The 18,829-nt window shown below is 61.9% G+C and carries 17 protein-coding genes; 6 read left to right on the forward strand and 11 right to left on the reverse strand.

Annotated elements, in window-relative coordinates:
* Positions 1-204: 204 nt before the first annotated feature.
* Positions 205-1,884 (forward strand): alpha/beta hydrolase, encoded by a 1,680-nt coding sequence (locus I6L38_RS12150; protein WP_216988530.1) that lies wholly within the window; start codon positions 205-207, stop codon positions 1,882-1,884.
* Positions 1,885-1,974: 90 nt separating this feature from the next.
* On the opposite strand, the gene I6L38_RS12155 is transcribed toward I6L38_RS12150, so the two are convergent.
* The 6 genes from I6L38_RS12155 to cyoA all read right to left on the reverse strand — a co-directional run bounded on the left by I6L38_RS12155 (position 1,975) and on the right by cyoA (position 8,425).
* Entirely contained in the window at positions 1,975-3,336 is a 1,362-nt protein-coding gene (locus I6L38_RS12155; RefSeq protein WP_216988531.1) for an MFS transporter, read from the reverse strand.
* 189 nt (positions 3,337-3,525) lie between these two features.
* The gene (gene cyoE, locus I6L38_RS12160) at positions 3,526-4,422 is read right to left on the reverse strand and encodes a heme o synthase (RefSeq protein WP_095592355.1); all 897 of its coding nucleotides are present in this window, start codon (positions 4,420-4,422) and stop codon (positions 3,526-3,528) included.
* Positions 4,423-4,433: 11 nt separating this feature from the next.
* Positions 4,434-4,763 (reverse strand): cytochrome o ubiquinol oxidase subunit IV, encoded by a 330-nt coding sequence (locus tag I6L38_RS12165; protein WP_005302933.1) that lies wholly within the window; start codon positions 4,761-4,763, stop codon positions 4,434-4,436.
* Positions 4,763-5,374: a cytochrome o ubiquinol oxidase subunit III gene (locus I6L38_RS12170; protein ID WP_005302934.1), complete on the reverse strand. Its 612-nt coding sequence runs from the start codon at positions 5,372-5,374 to the stop codon at positions 4,763-4,765. Before I6L38_RS12170 ends, I6L38_RS12165 begins: the two co-directional genes overlap by 1 nt.
* A gap of 4 nt (positions 5,375-5,378) precedes the next feature.
* On the reverse strand, positions 5,379-7,355 hold the full coding sequence (cyoB, locus tag I6L38_RS12175; protein ID WP_005302935.1) for a cytochrome o ubiquinol oxidase subunit I: 1,977 nt from the start codon (positions 7,353-7,355) through the stop codon (positions 5,379-5,381).
* Positions 7,355-8,425 carry a cytochrome o ubiquinol oxidase subunit II gene (cyoA, locus tag I6L38_RS12180; protein WP_139725907.1) on the reverse strand — a complete coding sequence of 357 codons (1,071 nt, stop codon included), beginning with the start codon at positions 8,423-8,425 and terminating at the stop codon, positions 7,355-7,357. Before cyoA ends, cyoB begins: the two co-directional genes overlap by 1 nt.
* Before the next feature lie 607 nt (positions 8,426-9,032).
* Here cyoA and I6L38_RS12185 point away from each other — a divergent pair.
* Both I6L38_RS12185 and I6L38_RS12190 read left to right on the forward strand, forming a co-directional pair.
* On the forward strand, positions 9,033-10,958 hold the full coding sequence (locus I6L38_RS12185; RefSeq protein ID WP_216988532.1) for an FAD/NAD(P)-binding protein: 1,926 nt from the start codon (positions 9,033-9,035) through the stop codon (positions 10,956-10,958).
* Complete coding sequence (locus I6L38_RS12190) at positions 10,955-12,148, forward strand: cytochrome c (RefSeq protein ID WP_216988533.1); 1,194 nt, start codon at positions 10,955-10,957, stop codon at positions 12,146-12,148. Before I6L38_RS12185 ends, I6L38_RS12190 begins: the two co-directional genes overlap by 4 nt.
* 62 nt (positions 12,149-12,210) lie before the next feature.
* On the opposite strand, the gene I6L38_RS12195 is transcribed toward I6L38_RS12190, so the two are convergent.
* Positions 12,211-12,546 carry a DUF3634 family protein gene (locus I6L38_RS12195; RefSeq protein WP_005302941.1) on the reverse strand — a complete coding sequence of 112 codons (336 nt, stop codon included), beginning with the start codon at positions 12,544-12,546 and terminating at the stop codon, positions 12,211-12,213.
* Between the two features lie 120 nt (positions 12,547-12,666).
* Positions 12,667-13,635: a nucleoside hydrolase gene (locus I6L38_RS12200; protein ID WP_216988534.1), complete on the reverse strand. Its 969-nt coding sequence runs from the start codon at positions 13,633-13,635 to the stop codon at positions 12,667-12,669.
* Positions 13,636-13,927: 292 nt separating this feature from the next.
* On the opposite strand from I6L38_RS12200, the gene I6L38_RS12205 reads away from it, so the two are divergent.
* Both I6L38_RS12205 and I6L38_RS12210 read left to right on the forward strand, forming a co-directional pair.
* Positions 13,928-14,488 (forward strand): HutD family protein, encoded by a 561-nt coding sequence (locus I6L38_RS12205; RefSeq protein ID WP_216988535.1) that lies wholly within the window; start codon positions 13,928-13,930, stop codon positions 14,486-14,488.
* 108 nt (positions 14,489-14,596) lie between these two features.
* Entirely contained in the window at positions 14,597-15,052 is a 456-nt protein-coding gene (locus I6L38_RS12210; protein WP_139398451.1) for a PD-(D/E)XK nuclease superfamily protein, read from the forward strand.
* Between the two features lie 16 nt (positions 15,053-15,068).
* Here the strand turns inward: I6L38_RS12210 and I6L38_RS12215 are convergent, their stop codons facing one another.
* Positions 15,069-15,275 carry a hypothetical protein gene (locus I6L38_RS12215; RefSeq protein ID WP_005302947.1) on the reverse strand — a complete coding sequence of 69 codons (207 nt, stop codon included), beginning with the start codon at positions 15,273-15,275 and terminating at the stop codon, positions 15,069-15,071.
* Positions 15,276-15,467: 192 nt separating this feature from the next.
* Positions 15,468-15,908 carry an azurin gene (gene azu / locus I6L38_RS12220; RefSeq protein ID WP_005302949.1) on the reverse strand — a complete coding sequence of 147 codons (441 nt, stop codon included), beginning with the start codon at positions 15,906-15,908 and terminating at the stop codon, positions 15,468-15,470.
* 332 nt (positions 15,909-16,240) lie between these two features.
* Between azu and I6L38_RS12225 the strand changes: the two genes are divergently transcribed.
* Positions 16,241-17,281, forward strand: coding sequence for an FAD:protein FMN transferase (locus tag I6L38_RS12225; RefSeq protein ID WP_216988536.1), 1,041 nt, complete (start codon positions 16,241-16,243; stop codon positions 17,279-17,281).
* 154 nt (positions 17,282-17,435) lie between these two features.
* Here I6L38_RS12225 and I6L38_RS12230 read toward each other — a convergent pair whose 3' ends face one another.
* Complete coding sequence (locus I6L38_RS12230; RefSeq protein WP_216988537.1) at positions 17,436-18,641, reverse strand: MFS transporter; 1,206 nt, start codon at positions 18,639-18,641, stop codon at positions 17,436-17,438.
* Positions 18,642-18,829: the final 188 nt, after the last annotated feature.

Raw genomic sequence — 18,829 nt, forward strand, 5'->3', positions numbered from 1 at the left:
CGCGCCGCCGTTATTGATCCCGAGTAAAATAACGGTGCGCGTTGCCGGTCATTATTTTCAAATAGATCAATTAGACCACCAAATATCGCCAGAAATATGTAAATCGACACACCTTGCAATATTTCCATACAACTTCCGGCTGCCATCCGGTCGGCCCCTCCCCGTACTATTTCGGGGTTCAGGCTAGATAAATGGAAATAGACAATGAAATACACGCTGCTCATGACCCTGCTGGCACCGGCATTGCTGGCAGGCTGCAATCTGGAAAAGAAAGATGAGCCCTTCCAGGCCCGCCATATTCGCGCCGGCTATGACGCCGGCCAGGTCTGCCAACAGCTGCGCCAGGGCTGGCAAGAGGACGGTATTGCCATTCCCGCCAGTCAGGTCAGTTGTCACTACCTGACGGTGCCGCTCGATTACGACAAGGAGTGGGTCCAGATCAAGGAGAGCAAGTGGGAGAAAAGCTCCACCTCGCGCTCCAGCAGTGGCTTTTTCTCCGGCGACAGCAGCCGTTTCTCCTCCTGGTCGAACCAGCCCAGCAGCACCCAGATCAAGCAGCAGACCCGCACGGTCAAGGGCGACACCCTGGATATCTTCTATCTGCACTATCGCGCCAGCGGCGACTATCGCGGCACCCTGTTCTACAACCCGGGCGGCCCCACTTCGGCCACCCCGGATCTCGGCCTTTTGCTCGACCTGCTGCGCAGCGCCAACCCCGCCATCCTTGAGCACTACGACATCGTCACCCTGGATCCCCGCGGGGCCGGTTACAGCGCCCTCGGCCACGAGCTGCGCAGCTGCCTGCTGACCGACAAGCAGGGGGTGCGGCCAGACATGACCCCGGCGCAGCTCGCCCAGCTCTTTGCCAGCCGTGACAAGGGCGCCCTGCCGGCACTCGAGAGCGGGACGGATCAGGGCAAGGCCTTTAGCACCACCCTGCGCGAGCGCTGCGACGAGCCGTTGCGGCTACATGCGCCGCACCTGGGCTCGCGGGCCGTGGTCGAGGACATGGATCGCCTGCGCCAGCACCTGGGGCGCGAGCGGATCACCCCCATCACCTTCTCCTACGGCACACGCCTGGCTGCCCTCTATGCCGCCCGCTACCCAAGCCAAGTGGCCAATCTGGTGGTCGACTCGCCGATGTCTCCCACCGAGAGCCGCTACCCGGCCATCTTCCGTGGCGACGCCGAGAATGCCAATCGCATCCTGGCCTGGCGCTTCGGGGAGCAGGCGCTGCAGCGCAGCATGGCGGTGACCCGGCAGGTGCGCGACAACGGCCGCTATGTGGACAATCAGGGCAATGTGCTCGACCGCGCCAGCTGGGTGGCGGTGCTGGGCGATGCCATCAGCGGCAGCCAGCGCGACGATCAGCTCGCTTTCTGGCAGCAGGACGACGCCGGCCCCTTGCTGGCTCGCCTCGCCGGGCAGGACGATGACAACCCCTATCAGGAACTGCAGGAGATGCCCTTCTTCAGCGCCATCCACTGCACCGACAACAGCGAGCCTTATGGCTGGCAGGGGCTGGATCCGGAAGATGCCGCCTTCCAGGGGGCCGGCGCCCTGCTGCTGGCCAAAAGCTTCAACACCTGCGCCGACTGGCCTTATCCGCGCCAGCCCATCGCCAGCTACGGCGCCGGCGAGATAAAACTGCCGGATGATGCCAAGGCCCTGGTGCTCGGCGCCGAGTACGACCCCAATACCCCCTTCGCCGGTGCTCGCCAGATGCAGGCCGCCTTTGGCAGCGCCGCGCGAATGGTACAGGTGACGCAGAGCAATCAGCATGGCCAGCTAAACAGCTCCCGCTGCGCCCGGGCGGCTCTCAGCACCCTGCTGCTGGGAGATGGCGCGAGCCTGCCTGCCGAGCAGCGCTGCCAGGCCGACTGAGCGTACAGCACAGCTGGGCACAATCCAGCTGAATGGAGCCCAATAAAAAGCCCGCCGGATTGGCGGGCTTTTTCATGCTGGTCGGTGTCCTCAGGCGGCGACCAGCGACTCCAGATCGCGCCGGCTCAGGCGCTTGCTGTCCACCTTCACATAGACGGAGCGATCGGCAGCGGCCAGCAGCACGTCGCTCACCCCCTCGCAGGCGCGGATCTTCTGCTCGAGCGCCGCGTCGGCCTCCACCCCTTCCGGCAACACGATGCGCAGGCTGCTCACATAGGGGGGCTCGGCCATGGTGAGGCTGACCCCGAGCCAGACCAGCGCCAGCGCGGCGCAGCCGCCAAACACCAGGGCGCCGCCACCCAGGCTGTAGAGCAGGCCGCCGAGGCTGCCGCCGATGGCCACCCCGATGAACTGGCTGGTGGAGTAGATCCCCATGGCGGTGCCCTTGTAGCCGGGGGGCGACTCCTTGCTGATAAGAGAAGGCAGCAGCGCCTCCATCACGTTGAAACCGATGAAGAAGATCTGCAGGCCAGCGAGCAGGCCCCACAGCTGCAGGCCGCTTTGCCAGAGCACCAACTCGGCGATGAGCATCACCAGCACGCAGATCTGGAACACCCGCTTCATCTTTCTGCGCTTCTCGGCATAGATGATGAAGGGCACCACGCTGACGAAGGCGATCAGCATGGTGACCAGATAAGCCTGCCACTGGCTGTCACGGGGCAGGCCGGCGCGCTCCAGCAGCGGCGGCAGCGCCACGAAGCTCGACATCAGCAGGGTGTGCACGCAGAGGATACCGAAGTTGAGCTTGAGCAGGCGCGGGTTGGTCAGCACGGTACGCATCCCCCCCTTCACCATGCCGGACTCGCGATTGAGCAGGTGGCCACTCGGAGTTGGCACCAGCCAGAGGGTGACGGCGATGCCCGCCAGCGCCAGCAGGGCGATCAGCCAGAAGAGACCACTGAGCCCCAGCGCATGGGTGATGAGGGGGCCGGTCACCATGGCGATGGCGAAGGTGATGCCAAAGCTCACCCCGATGAAGGCCATCGCCTTGGTGCGGTTCTGCTCGCGGGTGAGATCCGACAAGAGCGCCATCACGGCAGCCGAGATGGCACCGCTGCCCTGCAGGGCGCGGCCGAGGATCACGCCCCAGATGGAGTGGGTCAACGCCGCGATCACGCTGCCGAGGGCAAACATCAGCAGGCCGCCGACGATGAGGGGCTTGCGGCCCACCTTGTCGGAGAGCAGGCCGAACGGGATCTGGAACAGCGCCTGGGTCATGCCGTAGATGCCGATGGCCAGGCCGATGAGCGCCTCGGAGGCACCCGCCAGCGACATGCCGTAGGTGGTCAGCACCGGCAGCACCATAAACATGCCGAGCATGCGCAGCGAGAAGACGGAGCCGAGCGCCCAGGTGGCACGGCGCTCGCCCCTCGTCATGGTGAAATCATTCATGATGGCCTCGATAGGTCAGGAAAAAGGAAGACTCAAGGGGTGGCCGACACTGGGCTTGCCACACCCGACACAAGGGAAAAGTGCCCGACGGGGCGGCCCCATAATAACAGAGCCGGGAAGGTTCCCGGCTCTGGATTCTACTGATTTTCCCGCGTCGCATCACAACACGGAACATGACAGGTATGCACCTTAGGGCAGCATGCTCACCAGTACCGCAGGCTCTGCCTCCGGCTGGAAGTCCACCGACATCATTACGCTCAGGCAGGTAATGGTGACGATGGAGAACATGAACAGCTTGCGCGCCCAGAGGGAGTCATCCACCGCCGCCTTGTAGCCAGACAGCGCCATCCCCAGCCACCAGACGCTGACCGCGGTGGCCACCACCAGATACTTGTAACCGGCGTAGCCGCCGAGGAACAGCATCAATGTCGGCACCATGAAGGCCAGGATGTAGAGGGTGATGTGGAGCTTGGCCACCGGGATCCCCTTCACCACCGGCAGTACCGGGATGTTGGCGGCCTGGTAATCCTTGAAGCGGAAGATGGCGATCGCGTAGGAGTGCGGCATCTGCCACAGGCTGAAGATCGCCAGCAGGATCAGCGCGCCTGAGTCGAACTGACCGCTCACCGCGCAGTAGCCGATGACCGGCGGCGCGGCGCCGGAGAGGCTGCCGACCAGGGTGCCGTAGACCGAGTGACGCTTCATGTAGAGGCTGTAGACCCCCACATAGACAATGAAGCCCAGCACCGCCAGCAGGGCGGCCAACGGATTGGCCGCAAAGTAGAGCAGTGCAATGCCCGCAATGCCGAGGGCGCTCGCGTACCAGAGCGATACGCCGGGGGCGATCAGACCCTTCACCAGAGCACGGTTCTTGGTGCGCTCCATGATGCAGTCGATGTCCCGGTCGATGTAGTTGTTGAACACGCAACCGGAGGCGACCACCAGTGATACACCAGCCATGGTCAGGATGAAGAGGGGCACATCCAGGCTCCCCTTGGAGGCCAGCAGGAACCCTCCGATAACCGAGATGAGGTTACCGAAGATGATGCCCGGCTTGGTCACTTGCAGGTATTGCTTCATCATCATTGCCAACCTGCTCAGTGAACCATCATGTTGATGTTGAGGTTGTACATGATCCACAGGGAACCCACGACCACGATGGCGATGATGAGCACGGTAAAGATCAGTGCCACCAGGTTCCAGCGCTCCTCGGACGAGGTGTTCATGTGCAGGAAGTAGACCAGGTGCACGAAGATCTGCACCACCGCCATGCCGACCACGGTGGCCAGCACAGTGGTGTGGGAGGCAGAACCGTCCATCACCATCCAGAACGGCACTGCGGTCAGGATCAGGGACAGCACGAAGCCGATCAGGTAGCTCTTGGCGCTGCCGTGGCTGGCGCCGTGATTGTCAACGGAATGACTCATTACATGACCCCCATCAGATAGACCACGGTGAAGACGCAGATCCACACCACGTCGAGGAAGTGCCAGAACAGGCTCAGGCACATCAGACGGGTACGGTTGCGATCGGTCAGCCCCTTCTTGGCTACCAGCACCATCATCACGATGATCCAGACAAGACCGCTGGTCACGTGGATACCGTGGGTACCCACCAGGGTGAAGAAGGCGGAGAGGAAGCCGCTGCGATCCGGACCGTAGCCCTCGGCAATCAGGTGATGGAACTCGTAGATCTCCATCGCGATGAAGCCGGCACCGAACAGGAAGGTGATGAACAGCCAGGTATTGACCGCCGCCACCTTGTTCTTGTTCATGGCCAGCATGCCAAAGCCGAAGGTGATGGAGCTCAGCAGCAGCAGCATGGTTTCGGCAAACACGAACGGCAGTTCGAAGATGTCCTTGCCGCTCGGACCGCCGGCGGTGCCGTTGACCAGGACCGCATAGGTCGCGAACAGGGTCGCGAACAGGATGCAGTCACTCATCAGGTAGATCCAGAAGCCGAATACCTTGTTGGCGCCGGCATCATGGTGCCCATCCTCATGGGCACCGTGAGTGTGATGTAGAACGTCAGTCGCCATGGAATTAAGCCACCTTGTTGAGATTTTCAAAATGCTGACGCTCGATCCGCTCGATCTCGTCAACCTGCACGTAGTAGTCCACGTCGTCATTGAAGCTGTGGATGATCCAGGTGGCGATCATGCCTACGAAGCCGGCGATGGCCATCCACCAGATGTGCCAGATCATGGCAAAGCCGAACAGGGTGCTGAAGGCGGCGATGATGACGCCGGCACCGGAGTTTTTCGGCATGTGGATCGGGTCATAGTGCTTGGGCTGCTGATAGGCAGAACCGTCCTGCTTGGCTTCCCAGAACGCATCCAGCCCTTTGATCTTCGGCTCGATGGCGAAGTTGTAGAAGGGGGGCGGCGAGGAAGTGGACCACTCCAGGGTACGGCCACCCCAGGGATCGCCGGTCAGGTCGCGGTTCTTCTCGCGGTCGCGGATGCTGACCACGATCTGGATCACCTGGCACAGTACGCCCAGCGCAATCAGGCCGGCGCCGCAGGCAGCCACCACCAGCCAGCCGTGGAACTCGGGATCGATGTTCTGGCTGACACGACGGGTCATGCCCATGAAGCCCAGCACGTAGAGCGGCATGAAGGCCACGAAGAAGCCGGTGATCCAGCACCAGAAGGCGCGCTTGCCCCAGACGTCATCCAGCTTGAAGCCGAACGCTTTCGGGAACCAGTAGGTGATACCGGCGAAGCAACCGAACACCACGCCGCCGATGATGACGTTGTGGAAGTGGGCGATCAGGAACAGGCTGTTGTGCAGCACGAAGTTGGCGGCCGGCACGGAGAGCAGTACCCCGGTCATGCCACCCACGGTAAAGGTGATGATGAAGCCGACGGTCCACAGCATGGGTGAGGTGAACTCGATGCGACCGCGGTACATGGTGAACAGCCAGTTGAAGATCTTCACCCCGGTCGGGATGGAGATGATCATGGTGGTGATGCCGAAGAAGGCATTCACGTTGGCGCCGGATCCCATGGTGAAGAAGTGGTGCAGCCAGACGATGAAGGAGAGCACGGTAATGGCGATGGTCGCCCACACCAGCGAGGTGTAACCGAACAGCTTCTTCTTGCAGAAGGTCGCCACCACTTCGGAGAAGATCCCGAACACCGGCAGTACCAGGATGTACACCTCGGGGTGACCCCAGGCCCAGATCAGGTTGATGTACATCATCATGTTGCCACCCATGTCATTGGTAAAGAAATGGGTACCCAGGTAGCGGTCTGCGGTCAGCAGGGCGATGGTGACGGTCAGGATCGGGAAGGAGGCGATGATCAGCACGTTGGCGCACAGGGCGGTCCAGGTGAACACCGGCAGGCGCATCATGGTCATGCCAGGGGCGCGCATCTTGATGATGGTGGCGAAGAAGTTCACGCCGGTCAGCAAGGTCCCCAGACCCGAGATCTGCAGACTCCAGATCCAGTAGTCGACCCCGACCCCCGGGCTGAATTCCAGCCCCGACAAGGGCGGATAGGCCAGCCAGCCGGTCTGGGCGAATTCACCGACCCCGAGGGAGACGTTGATCAGCACCACGGCTGCGGCAGTGAACCAGAAGCTCAGGTTGTTCAGGAAGGGGAAGGCGACGTCACGGGCACCGATCTGCAGCGGCACCACGATGTTCATCAGACCGATCACCAGCGGCATGGCCACGAAGAAGATCATGATGACGCCGTGGGCGGTGAAGATCTGGTCGTAGTGGTGCGGTGGCAGTATGCCCTCGCCGCCAGCCGAGGCCATGACCTGCTGGGTACGCATCATCACCGCATCGGCAAAGCCGCGCAGCAGCATGACCATGCCGAGGATGAGATACATGATACCGAGGCGTTTGTGGTCGACCGAGGTCAGCCACTCTTTCCACAGATATTGCCACTTGCCGAAATAGGTGATGAGACCGGCGATACCCAGCCCACCCAGAATGATGCCGGCGATCGTGACCATGATGATGGGTTCATGGTACGGAATGGCATCGAGTGTTAATTTTCCAAACATCAGTTAGTACCCGCTTTCACAGTCTTGTCGGCCGGCATGTGACCGGCGTGGTCCATCTGCTCGCCCTGGGCCTCATGGTGCATGGCGTCGCCGTGCTCCATGCCTTCATGGCTCATGGAGGCGTCATGCTCCATGCCTTCGTGGCTCATGGAGGCATCATGCTGCATGGCGGCCTGCTTTTCGCCGTGTTGCATGGCGGCGTGTTCGCCGTGCTTCATGTCGCCCATGAACTTGTTGATGATGTTGACGAACAGCTTGGGATCGGCGCTGGCGAAGTACTCCACCGGGTGGTTCTCGCTCTTCTTGGCCAGGGCATTGAACTCATCCATGGTGTTGAGCGCCTTGGAAGAGGCTTTCACCTTGGCGACCCAGGCGTCGAAACCGGCCTGATCCTGCGTGGCGATGGCGTTGAACTTCATGCCGGAGAAACCGGCGCCGCTGTAGCCACCCGAGATGCCCTTGTACTGGCCTGCCTCGTTGGCAATCAGGTGCAGCTTGGTCTGCATGCCCGCCATGGCGTAGATCTGGCCGCCCAGCTGGGGAATGAAGAAGGAGTTCATCACGGTGTCGGAGGTCACCCGGAAATTGACCGGGGTGTTGACCGGGAATGCCAGCTCGTTGACCGAGGCGATACCCAGCTCCGGATAGACAAACAACCATTTCCAGTCAAGGGAGATGACATCGACCTGGATCGGTTTCACCTCGGATTCCAGCGGTTTGTAGGGATCCAGAGAGTGGGAGGTCTTCCAGGTAATCACCGCCAGGATGGCGATAATGATGACGGGTACGGTCCAGACGACCGCTTCAATCTTGTTGGAGTGGGCCCAGTCAGGCGCATAGGTGGCATTGGTGTTGGACGCTCGGTATTTGTAAGCGAACGCCACTGCCATCACGATCACGGGCACCACCACGATCAGCATCAAGCCGAGTGCGGTCAATATCAGTGACTTCTGCTCCAGACCAACTTGCCCCTTGGGGCTCATCAGCGCCATGTCGCAGCCGCTCAGCAAGCCGGCAGTCGCGAGCAACAGCAAAGCGCCCAAGCCCCTCTTTACATCAAAAGGTCTCATGCAATGTCCTCATCTTCGCAAGGCTAAAGTGGTAAGAAAAACGCAGCATTCTATTTCACCGGGGGGGGATGTGAACAACATGAAAAATTAATCTTTCACTTGTGTGCTGTTTGCGATTTCTGTGTGTCGCATGTTAATGGCTTGACGCCGCTGAATTTATCCATGTCGGGCCCTTCTCAATTAATCAGCGGCTGGCTCAATTTCACCCAATCGGCGTTGATTAAATCACCACTTCGTCGTTTAACCTTTTATTTCACAAGGATAAAGGGTGTCATTTGGTGGCCTTGCGGTGAAAATTCAGACGATAATCAGGCCCTGTTTGTCGACCATGGCCGAATAAAGGTGAGACTCGAAATTAACCATAATTAATCAAATTAAATTTCAATTAATTCCTTGGTGTTGATGTGGCTTTGCCCCACAAACATGCATATTTCATCCATCTCACCGCCATGGCCATCACATGATCCCCCATTTTGTTTAATAAGTTATTATCAAAGCCATGGACTCCATCGGGATATAGCGGTAGGTTGCGCCCCTTCGTTACTCGTCAGTCACGAATTCAACCCTATCCCACTTCTCATTCGACTCTTCATTTACAGGGATTGCCATGAGCATCACACGCAGAGACTTTCTCAACGGCGTCGCCATTGCCATTGCGGCCGGCGTCGCCCCCATCCAGCTGCTGCAGGCCGCCGAAGGCGGCAAGGCGCTGGCCGAGAAGACGCTGGTCTATCCGCCCGCTCTCACCGGCCTGCGCGGCAACCATCCGGGCTCCTTCGAGCCGGCTCACAGCATCGCCCGCGACGGCAAGCAGTATGACTTCGCCCACCTCCCGCTGGAGGGCGAGTACGATCTGGTGATCGTCGGCGCCGGCATCAGCGGCCTCTCCGCCGCCTGCTTCTACCAGCAACTGCTCGGGGCGGACAAAAAGATCCTGCTGCTCGACAACCACGACGACTTCGGTGGCCACGCCAAGCGTAACGAGTTCACCACCCCGGATGGTCTGCGGCTGGGTTACGGCGGCAGCGAATCCCTGCAATCGCCGCGCTCCGTCTACAGCCCGGTGGCGCTGGGGCTGCTCAAGGCGCTCGAGGTCAACATCGATGAGCTGGCCAAAGGCTTCCAGCAGACCTTCTACCCGGATCTGGGCCTGAGCCGCGGCGTCTTCTTTGACGAGAAGCACTTCGGGGTCAACAAGATAGTAAGCGGCGACCCGGGCCACAGCGTGGCAGACGACATCCCGCGCGATCGCTTGAACGGCCGACCGCTGGCCGAGTTCATCGGCGACTTCCCGTTCGACGACACCGACAAGGCCGCCCTGCTGGCGCTGCACGAAGAGAAGACCGACTATCTGCACGGCATGACCCGCGAGCAGAAAGACGCCTGGATGGAGAGCAACAGCTACACCACCTTCCTGCGCGACAAGGTGGGGCTGAGCGAGCGGGCCATCACCTTCTTCCAGCAGCGTACCGACGACTTCCAGGCAGTCGGCATCGATGCCACCTCCTGCGCCGACGCGCGCCTGTGCGCCCTGCCGGGCTTTGCCGGCATGGATCTCACCCCGCTCGATGCGGAATCTCAGGCCGAGCTGGACGACCCCTACATCTTCCACTTCCCGGATGGCAACGCCGGCCTCACCCGCTTGATGGTGCGCAAGCTCATCCCGCAGGTGGCCCCGGGCCACACCATGCAGGACGTGGTACTGGCCAGGTTCGACTACAGCCAGCTCGACCGCCCCGAGCACAAGGTGCAGCTGCGCCTTGGCAGCACGGCGCTGCAGGCCAGAAACGTGCCGTTCAAGGACGGCAAACAGGGGGTGGACGTCACCTACATCAAGGAGGGCAAGCTGCACCGGGTACAGGCCAGACAGTGCATCATGGCCGGCTACAACATGATGATCCCCTACCTGGTGCCCGAGATGCCGGAGCCCCAGAAGGAGGCGCTGCGCCAGAACGTCAAGGCGCCGCTGGTCTACACCAAGGTAGTGATCAGAAACTGGCAGCCGTTCGTCAAACTCGGCGTGCACGAGGTCTATGCCCCGGCCGCCCCCTACAGCCGGGTCAAGCTCGACTACCCGGTCGACCTCGGCGGCTACGAGCATCCCAAGAACCCGGACCAACCCATGTGCCTGCACATGGTCTATGTGCCGACCCTGCCGGGCAGCGGCCTGTCGGCCCGCGAGCAGTCCCGCAAGGGGCGCGCCATGCTCCTCGGCATGCCATTCGAGCAGCACGAACAGATGATCCGCGAGCAGCTGCAGGCCATGCTGGGCGAGGCCGGCTTCAACCATGAGCAGGATATCCTCGCCATCACGGTCAACCGCTGGTCCCACGGCTACTCCTACATCGCCAACTCCCTGTTTGACGACGAAGAGCAGTCGGAGCGCTTCATTGAGCGGGGTCGCCAGCCGGTGGGCAACATCACCATCGCCAACTCGGACGCGGGCTGGAGCCCCTATGCCCACGCCGCCATCGACGAGGCGTGGCGCGCCGTCAACGAGCTGGTCGCCCTGACCAAGGGAGGTGCCAAATGATCCGTTCCCTGACTGCCAGCGCCGTGCTGCTGGCCCTGCCCACCTTCGCCCTGCAAGCCGCCCCCGCCATGTCGGCGGGTGAATACGTGGCCAAGCTGGGGGACTGCGCCGCCTGCCACACCAGCGAGGCTAGCAAGCCGCTCACCGGTGGCAAGGGTTTCCCCACCCCGGTCGGCACCGTCTACGCCACCAACATCACCCCGGACAAGACCCACGGCATCGGCAACTACAGCCTGCCCGAGTTCATCAAGGTGATGCGCGAAGGGATCACCCGCAGCGGCGACCCCCTCTACCCGGCCATGCCCTACACCGCCTACGCCAAGATGAGCGATGAGGATCTCACCGCCCTCTACCACTACCTGATGCAGGATGTGCAGCCGCAGGCCATTGCCAACAAGGCGAGCGACATCCCCTGGCCGCTCAACATGCGCTGGCCCCTCAGGGGCTGGAACTGGCTCTATCACGATGACGGCCGCTTCACCCCGGTCGCCGGCAAGAGCGAGGAGTGGAACCGCGGCGCCTATCTGGTGCAGGGGGCCGGCCACTGCGGCAGTTGCCACACCCCGCGCGGGCTCGGCATGCAGGAGAAAGCCCTGACCGAGGCGGATCCCCTCTATCTGAGCGGCGCCACCCTGGATGGCTGGTATGCCCCCGATATTCGCGGCAGCCGCTACGACAAGCAGGCCCTCATCGATCTGCTGAAAACCGGCCGCAGCCAGCATCAGGCCGTCAGCGGTCCCATGGCGGAAGTGATCACTCACAGCAGCCAGTACTTCAGCGACGCGGATCTGGCCAGCATCGCCACCTACCTGACCGGGCTGGATGACGAGGCACCGGCCGCCAGGGGCAACCGGGCCTATGCCAGTGCCGGCGGCAAGGCGGATTACGCCATGTACTGCTCCACCTGCCACGGCAACAACGGGCGCGGCAACGACCACGTCATCCCCTCCCTGGTCGGCAACCAGACCGTGCTGGCCGAGGATCCGGCCAGCCTGCTCAACGTGCTGCTGCACGGCGCTGAGACCCCGGTCACCCAGGGCAATATCGGCTACCACATGCCGGGCTACGGCTGGACCCTCAACGATCAGCAGATCGCCGAGCTGGTCAACACCCTGCGCGCCTCCTGGGGCAATGAAGGGGTGGCCATCAAGCCGGAGACGGTCAAGGCCCAGCGCGCCCTGCACCCATAAGTCACGCCGACCCTAACAAAACGGGCCTCCAGTGGAGGCCCGTTTGCTGTGTGAGTGACGACTCACCCCTTGCGCGGTTTGGAGCCGGAGAGCGGCACCGCCCCCAGCCGGTAATCACCATAGGGGAAGATGTTGCGAAAGCGCTGGGCCACCGGCTCCGGAATGGAGCGGGAGAAGACCAGCTTGACCCCATCACCATCGCGCTGACCCAGGATGCGCCCGCGCACCGTCTCGTGGCGCAGGATCTGTTTGGCATGCTCGATAAACGCCGGCGACACCTTGCCCCGCTTGACCTGCACCTTGCCTGGAGCAAGCCGGATCTCGAACAAGGCGCCACGCCCCAGCTTCATCAACCACCAGATGAGGGCAATCGCCACCAGCAACGACAACCAGGCCATCCTGTTTCTCCTTCTTCACACGGTTGCTGCCAGTATAAGCCGCAACTGGCCCCCGATTGTTTGGTGCGGATCACAGCCGCGTCTCAAGTCCGACCGTAAGCCCCCTGCTCGCCGAGCCCTCTAGCGGTTGCGACCCCAGGCCACCAGCGTCTCCCGATAGAGTGCCAGCAGCGCCTGATCCCGCACCGCCACCCCGACCTGCTGGTCAGGATGATCGGCCCACTCGTCGTGGGGGTGGGACTTGCCGTCAAATTTCTGCAGGGTGTGGCCGATGGCAGGGCCGTCGTTGATGACCCGCACCGGCCCCGCGCGCAGGGTGAACAGGGTTGGATCGATCACGTAGGCGATGGCGGACGGGTCATGCACGTGGCAGCCATCGAGCCCGATCCGCTCGGAGTAGAAGCGCAGGTAGAAGCGGCTGACATCCCACAGGAAACGGCCCGGCTCGCCCGCCTCGTCGCGCAGTGCGTCCAGATAGGCGCTGCTGAAGAAACTCTGCTGGGTCACGTCCAGCCCGATGATCACCACAGGCCAGCGGGCGGTGAACACCCGATCGGCGGCATCCGGATCGTCGTGGATGTTGGCCTCGGCATAGGGGGTCACATTGCCGCGATGGCCGTTGACGCCGAAGGCGCCGCCCATCACCACCACCTGCTTCACCAGGCCGGCAATCTCGGGGGCCGCCTGCAGCGCCAGCGCCAGGTTGGTGAGCGGCCCTATGGTGACCAGGGTGATCTCGCCGGGCGCGGCCTTCACCGCCTCGACTATGTATTGCCAGGCCGGCCGGGGATCCGGAGTGAGCGTCACCTCCCCCGCCGTCACGTCGCCAAACCCGCTCGGGCCGTGTACCACAGTGGTCGGGCCCACCGGCTCGCGTCGCAGCGGGGCGGCCGCCCCCTGCGCCACATCCGCCTTCATGCCGTATTGCTGCTTGAGCCAGAGGGCGTTGTGAGTGCCGTTCTCGATGGTGGCATTGCCAAATACCGTGGTGATGGCGAGCAGCTCGATGGCGGGGTGGGCTTCGGCAAACAGAATTGCCATGGCGTCATCGATACCGGGATCGGTATCCAGAATGATCTTGTGAGTCATGGGGCCTCCTTGGGCAACAGAACCGCCAGTGTAGCGAGCCGCCGCCGCTTTAACAGCGACGGGATCACAGCCTGCCGTTTTGCCCTCTCGCCGCCCTGCACAAGTGGTTGCGTTTCATACAGCCGCGACGGGCAAGCAGCCAACGCAAGGGCGATGGCTGGCCTGACTGATGAAACTGATGAAATAGTGGGCGGGCAGTGCGGGACAGGCAGACGCAACCTTGTGGGCCGGCGGGCGGGATGGTATCACTGGGCCACACAATTCACTCCGCTCACCAACTGCCGAGGCGCCATTGATCACCCTGATAAAAGAGTCCGACCAGCTGAAGATGCCCTGGAAGAACAAGCAGGGCACCACAGCCCAGATCCTCATCTCCCCTGCCGGCGCCAGCCTCGACAAGCTCGATTTTGCCTATCGGCTGAGCTCGGCGCCCATCAAGGAGGCCGGCCCCTTCTCGAAATTCCCCGGCTATCAGCGCATCCTGCTGCCCATCAGCGGGGCCGGCTTCGTGCTAAACGGCCACCCCTACGCCACCTTCGAGGCGGCCCACTTCAGCGGGGATGACGACACCCACTGCGAGCTGCTGAAAAAAGAGGTGACGGATCTGGGGCTCATCTATGATCCGGCCCGCCTCAGCGCCAACGTGCGGGTGCTCAACCTCCCCTTCCCGCTCAGCCTCACCCTGGAGACGGACAAGACCTATCTCTGCTACCTGCTGAGCGGCCAGCTCACGGCGGCGGGCCAGCCCATGGCGGTCAACGAGACCCTGCTGATCAGCGGCGAGCAGAGCATCCAGTTCGACTGCCAGAAGAAGAGCGCCATCGCCTTCTTTACCCTGCAGCCCATTATTTAAAGCGACAGCCTCACATCAATATCGCTCAAAAAACACCCCCTAATATTGAAAGCAATCAATATTAGGGGGTAGTATGGGTCTCATTGCTTTCCTGTAATGAGAGATCCTATGCAATACACTCTTGAAGGATTCGAGGCTCCACCAGAATTGACCTCGGAAGAAGAAAAAAGCAATCAACAGCTACAAACCAAGATAAAAGAAATTCTTATTGAGTTTCAATACGTTGAAGACAACAAAATCGCTATCCCAAAAACGTTCAAATGCCGGGTGCCTTATGAGGATTTGTACGGTCTCAAAGCCATTAGCGCTTTTGTAATTAACCATCCGATATATGGCCTCACTCGAATTGAGCCACACCAACAACAAGTATCTGGCTCCGTAGACCGCAAGTTTCCTTTCTTCCTGCAAAGTGCTTATAAAGCCCCCGAGCCCAATGTCATTATTTTGATTGAAGGACAAGGGCATAAAAAAGCAGCCTTTGAATGGTTAAAGACTGAATCAGCCAAATGCACAACTAAAAACATCAAATGTTTTGACTTGGCCGATTTCACACTTTGGATTTGATTTTTCTGTGCAGTAATCAGCGTTTCGGCGCCCGGCCGCCGCTGTCGAGGCAGGCCTGCATGGAGTCATAGGGGGTGTAGTGCTTGGTGCGGCTGTAGTAGGTACCGCCCTTGGGATGACAGATGCCGTTGCGGCTCTTCTTCACCGGCGGCTCTGCCGCCAGCGCGATGGCGCATACCAGCAGCAGGCAACAACCGACCACCCAGTTGATGGCGTTTCTCACGACAAACGACTCCTCTCACGCGGACCATCAGGCCCGAAAGGGGCCTATCTTATCCGCTATGCTCCCCACTCACCCCGCGCCGGATCATAAAACGGCACACAACTCCCGGCGCAGAGCCAGGGTTTCCTACGGCATGGCAAGCGGCCACAAAAAAGCCGGGCACTGCCCGGCTTCTGAGTCGGCACAACGTGCTTAGCCGACCTTGAAGGTGCCCTTCATCATGGCGAAGTGGCCGGGGAAGGAGCAGAAGAAGGTGAGGTCTTTGCCGGCCAGGCCGTCGGTCTTGAAGGTGACGCTGGTGCTCTCGCCGCCGCCCACCAGCTTGGTGTGAGCCAGTACGCGGGGATCATCCTTGGGCAGGTAGTTGTTCTCGGCGCCGGCGCTCATGCCCGCGGTGGCAACGGCCTGATAGTCGGCGGTATTGGCCAGCGCCCAGTTGTGGCCCATGGCGGTCACCGGCATCTTGCCGGTGTGGTTCAGGGTCACGGTCACCTCTTTGCAGGTGGCCGGTACGCTCATCTCCTTGAGGTTGTACTGCATGGCATCATTGCCTTCGATGACCAACGCGCACTCATCGGCCAGAGCCGGGGCAGCCAGGGTGCTCAGAAACAGCAGGGTAATCGCCTTTTTCATCATCCTCTCCTTTGATTGGCAATAGATGGCAACACAATTGCCTGCAGGCTCGCACCATGGCTGGCAAACATGCTGTCAAAATCGACCTTATTCTACTCAACTGTCGTCATTCGGCTATGCCTTTAGCGCAAAGCTGCGGGTCAGGTCACCAGATTGTTCCCATTATTTAACTGGACAAACCGGCCGCGCCGCCCATTAACCACTCTTTGTTTAATTATCTCCCGCGCTTTTCTCCAACCGACGCTCGCCCGCCGCCGCGCCCTTGGCTAAGCTGGCGACCCCGGCTCGCAGCCCACGCCCGAGCCATCCGTTTTTAGCCAGAGAGATCTCGCATGTCGCTCCTTGCTCGCCCGGCCCCCCGCGGCCTGTTGTTGACCCTGCTGCTGATGCTGACCGCCTGTCAGCCAGCCCCGACCCAGACCCGTATCCAGGGCAAGACCATGGGCACCTATTATGCGGTGACCCTGAGCGATCCCTTCCCGGGCGGGGAGCCTGCGCTGCAGCAGGAGGTCGACGCCCTGCTGGCGCGCATGAACCACGAGATCTCCACCTACGACCCGAACTCCCTCATCTCCCGCTTCAATCAGGGCAACGGCCAGCCCCCCATGGCCATTCCCGCCACCATGGCCAAAATCGTGCAGCAGGGCATCGATGCCGGCCATCTCACCAAAGGCAAGCTCGACGTCACCGTGGGCCCGCTGGTCAACCTGTGGGGATTCGGGCCGGACAAACGTCCCATCAAGCGCCCCAGCGCCGAGCAGATCGCCAGCGCCCGCCAGAAGGTGGGCATCGACCGGCTGACCTTGACCCCAGAGGGGGATCACTTCCTGCTCGGCAAGGGCATTCCCGATCTCTACCTCGATCTCTCCACCTTGGGCGAGGGGGCGGCCTCCGACGAGATTGCCGGCCTGCTCGAGCAAAAAGGGGTGCACAACTACCTCATCGAGGTGGCCGGCGCCGTGCGCAGCAAGGGCAACAACGCCAAGGGCAAACCCTGGCGGGTAGCCATCGTCGAGCCGTCCGACCAGCCCGGCGCCTTCTCGGACGTGGTGATCCCCAACGGCATGGCCCTCAGCACCGCCGGCAGCTATCGCAACTACTACGAGCTCGACGGCCAGCGCTACTCCCACATCATCGACCCCGCCACTGGCCAGCCCATCACCCACAAGCTGGTCTCCGCCAGCGTCATCACCCCGACTGCGCTCGAGGCCGACGCCCTCGACACCGCCCTCATGGTGATGGGGCCGGAGCAGGCGATGGCCTTTGCCAGGGCGCATGGGCTCGCGGTCTACCTCATCGTCAAGACCGAGCAGGGCTTCGCCGCCAGCCATACCCCCCAGTTCGCCCCCTATCTGGTGGCCAAACAGCCATAAAGCTGCAGCCATGACCCAGCAATCATAACAACGAGGCCCCGCAGTGCGGGGCCTCGTTGTTTGCAAGCCGGCGTGATTCGATAGGAATGCAGTGAGGCATTGGCGTATTCCCTCGGCGACAGCAAGCCAGTGAGCGCCGTCAACGCGCTGCGTGTTACTCCTCGCAGCCGGCAGGCCCGGCCGACGGACGCGCCTCCCGGCGACCCATCCCGTAGAGGGCAAACACCAGCATGCAGATCGCGGTCATCACGGCGAACAGGGCCGGGCCACCCCACACTTGCAAGAACCAGCCTCCCACCATAGGCGAGAATGCCCAACCGAGCCCGGCCAGGGCGCTGGCGCCGAAGTAGCTCCCCTTGAGGTGAGCCGGCGCCATCTGGTCGATCAGCACGTTGAAGAGCGGAAACAGCACCGCCTCCCCCACGCTCAGCAAGAACATCGCCACCAGCCAGGGCCACAGCAGGGCCGGGCTCGACAGGGCGAACATCACCTGGGCCGATGCCATCAGCAGGATGGAGAACTGCAGCCGCAGGCTTACCCGCCAGCGTCGGGTCAGGTGCAGCAGCGGAAACTGCAGGGTGATGATGGTGAGCGCATTGGTGGCCACCAGCAGGGCCACCAGCGTCTCCACCTCGGGGGCGCCGGCGCGGGTCAGGTACTGGATCAGCGGCGACTCCACCTGGGCATAGACCAGATTCATCAGCAGGTTGGCGAGGATGAACAGCATGAAGGCGCGATCCCGCCCCACCACCCTGAGCATGGCCCCCAGGGTGAGACCGGCATCCGGCCGGCTGGCGCAGTCGCGGCGAAAGCCGAGCAGGAAGGCGATGCCGAGCAGGCCATAGCTGGCGGCCGTCACCACGAAGGTCTCCTGGCGCGCACCCAGCCCCACCATGACGCCGATGAGGGGCCCCACCCCCGCCCCCACGTTGAGCAGGAAGTAGCGCAGGTGCAGAGCCAGCTCCCGCAGCGCCTTCTCGGGCAGCAGATCCCCCATCAGCGCCTTGCCCGGGGTATCGATAAAGGCGTAGGAGAGCCCCGACCCAAACACCCCGAGGGTGATGAGCCAGAGGGAGTGGCCGAATCCGAGCAACAGGTAGGCACCGCACGACAGGGCGCAGCCGAGCAGCAGTATGGTGCGCCGGCCGAGCCGGTCGGAGAGCCAGCCGACGTAGAAGCCGATGAGGCAGGAGAGCACGGCCGCGCCACCCAGCAGCATCCCGATACCGGAGGCTGACAGGCCATACTCCCGGTAGAGCAGGATGGAGAGGAAGGGCCAGACCATGAAGAAACTGGTGCGCACCATGAAGGTGCCCAGGATCACGATCCAGACCAGCGGGGGAAAGGGTGGCAGGCGCATGGGAACTCCTTGTCGCGCAATGGTGGCTGATCCGCAGGGGAAAGCGTTCAGTGGTATCAAAAGAAACCCAATTGCACAATCCCCCCTCTGCAAAAATCCACCCGGAGGGCTGTCCGGGGCCGAGCGGCGGGTGGCCTTGTGATCAGGAACGAGTCGGGGTCTCCGCCAGCCATCCCTGCCCTCTCCCC

This window comes from Aeromonas sp. FDAARGOS 1408, from assembly GCF_019048665.1.
Classification (GTDB): domain Bacteria; phylum Pseudomonadota; class Gammaproteobacteria; order Enterobacterales; family Aeromonadaceae; genus Aeromonas; species Aeromonas dhakensis.

Bases quoted from the DNA above. Each gene is read 5' to 3' on its own strand.
- I6L38_RS12150 (WP_216988530.1), top strand. From the start codon at position 205: ATGAAATACACGCTGCTCATGACCCTGCTGGCACCGGCATTGCTGGCA.
- I6L38_RS12155 (WP_216988531.1), bottom strand. From the start codon at position 3,336: ATGAATGATTTCACCATGACGAGGGGCGAGCGCCGTGCCACCTGGGCG.
- cyoE (WP_095592355.1), bottom strand. From the start codon at position 4,422: ATGATGATGAAGCAATACCTGCAAGTGACCAAGCCGGGCATCATCTTC.
- I6L38_RS12165 (WP_005302933.1), bottom strand. From the start codon at position 4,763: ATGAGTCATTCCGTTGACAATCACGGCGCCAGCCACGGCAGCGCCAAG.
- I6L38_RS12170 (WP_005302934.1), bottom strand. From the start codon at position 5,374: ATGGCGACTGACGTTCTACATCACACTCACGGTGCCCATGAGGATGGG.
- cyoB (WP_005302935.1), bottom strand. From the start codon at position 7,355: ATGTTTGGAAAATTAACACTCGATGCCATTCCGTACCATGAACCCATC.
- cyoA (WP_139725907.1), bottom strand. From the start codon at position 8,425: ATGAGACCTTTTGATGTAAAGAGGGGCTTGGGCGCTTTGCTGTTGCTC.
- I6L38_RS12185 (WP_216988532.1), top strand. From the start codon at position 9,033: ATGAGCATCACACGCAGAGACTTTCTCAACGGCGTCGCCATTGCCATT.
- I6L38_RS12190 (WP_216988533.1), top strand. From the start codon at position 10,955: ATGATCCGTTCCCTGACTGCCAGCGCCGTGCTGCTGGCCCTGCCCACC.
- I6L38_RS12195 (WP_005302941.1), bottom strand. From the start codon at position 12,546: ATGGCCTGGTTGTCGTTGCTGGTGGCGATTGCCCTCATCTGGTGGTTG.
- I6L38_RS12200 (WP_216988534.1), bottom strand. From the start codon at position 13,635: ATGACTCACAAGATCATTCTGGATACCGATCCCGGTATCGATGACGCC.
- I6L38_RS12210 (WP_139398451.1), top strand. From the start codon at position 14,597: ATGCAATACACTCTTGAAGGATTCGAGGCTCCACCAGAATTGACCTCG.
- azu (WP_005302949.1), bottom strand. From the start codon at position 15,908: ATGAAAAAGGCGATTACCCTGCTGTTTCTGAGCACCCTGGCTGCCCCG.
- I6L38_RS12225 (WP_216988536.1), top strand. From the start codon at position 16,241: ATGTCGCTCCTTGCTCGCCCGGCCCCCCGCGGCCTGTTGTTGACCCTG.
- I6L38_RS12230 (WP_216988537.1), bottom strand. From the start codon at position 18,641: ATGCGCCTGCCACCCTTTCCCCCGCTGGTCTGGATCGTGATCCTGGGC.